The following is a 664-nucleotide window of genomic DNA, read 5'->3' as shown; positions in this document are numbered from 1 at the left end:
GGTACTAAATCTCCACTGACTCCATCCTCAGGATTAACCGTAAATGCATCCCCCGAACAAATAGGCTCTGGAGCTTTGTTGGAAATAACAGGCGTAGGATTCACCGTGATCGTAAAAGTTTTCCCCAGGCCAGGGCAGGAAACAGAGCCATTGGTAAAGGTTGGAGTAACCGTAATAGTAGCTGTAATCGGCTCTTTGCTTGGATTGAGTGCCTTGAAAACCGGAATCTCTGTCACATCACCCCCACTTGAAGCAGCTAGTCCAATAGCTGTATTGTCATTGGTCCAAGTGTAAGTAATTGTTCCTCCTGTGTTGATCGTGCCGAATGTGATAAGGTCTGTATCATCCCCTGCACAAAGTATCTGATCTGAAATATCATTTACACGAGCAATAGGGTTCACCGTGATTTCAACATCGAGTGGATTACCAGTACAATTTCCTATATGTGGTATAATCGTATATTTTACTTTTCCAGGACTTGTGCCACTATTGATCAAAATTTGATTGATCTCTGATAGTGTTTTCGTGGTATGATTTTCGAAACCTACTATTACTCCACCTATTGGAGCTTCAGACTGCACCGCTATCCAAGTGTAGGTCACTGTCTCGGTTCCTGTGGTTGTTGAGCTCAACTTGATACCAGTTTCATCTCCTGAACAAATTG

Annotated in this window: 1 protein-coding gene; it reads right to left on the bottom strand. The window is 43.1% G+C overall.

Going from position 1 to position 664, the window contains the following annotated elements; genetic code table 11:
* Window positions 1–664 (bottom strand): PKD-like domain-containing protein (locus IEV57_RS17485; protein ID WP_308419889.1); only part of this gene is annotated, 664 nt, incomplete at both ends.

The organism is Belliella aquatica (genome assembly GCF_014637795.1).
In the GTDB taxonomy this organism is placed as follows: Bacteria; Bacteroidota; Bacteroidia; order Cytophagales; family Cyclobacteriaceae; genus Belliella; species Belliella aquatica.
This window is presented reverse-complemented; position numbering and strand designations above follow the sequence as displayed.